The following is a 339-nucleotide window of genomic DNA, read 5'->3' as shown; positions in this document are numbered from 1 at the left end:
CCGGCTTGGACTCCGCCGAGCCGCGCTGGCGGAGATAGATCGAGAACGCGACCATCGTGCCGACCGCGAGGAACTCCGACTGCCAGTTCTCCGCCACGTCCACCACGAAGTCGGGTGAGAGCACGAACCCGAAGAAGTCGGCGGGCATTCGTCCGTGCTCCGTCATCTCCTCCACCTGCCGGAAGTACCCGGCGACGGCCTGGCCGCCGAGCGCCAGCAGGAACAGCAGCAGGAAGAACAGCACCAGCGCGTTGTCGCGCAGCATCCGCCGCATGGTCATCGACCTCCGATGATGACCGCGAACATCACCGCGAGACCCCCGAAGGTCACCGTCATCCA

Annotated in this window: 1 protein-coding gene; it reads right to left on the bottom strand. The window is 66.1% G+C overall.

Features of this window, described 5'->3' with window-relative positions:
- Nucleotides 1-280, bottom strand: a 280-nt coding sequence (locus KI686_RS16030; RefSeq protein ID WP_368735877.1) for a DUF6766 family protein, incomplete at its 3' end; no start/stop codon positions are given.
- Between the last annotated feature and the right edge of the window lie 59 nt (nucleotides 281-339).

This window comes from Polaribacter sargassicola (genome assembly GCF_021991835.1).
Classification (GTDB): Bacteria; Bacteroidota; Bacteroidia; order Flavobacteriales; family Flavobacteriaceae; genus Polaribacter; species Polaribacter sargassicola.
The sequence above is the reverse complement of the archived record's forward strand: the minus strand, read 5'-3'. Positions and strand labels throughout refer to the sequence as shown.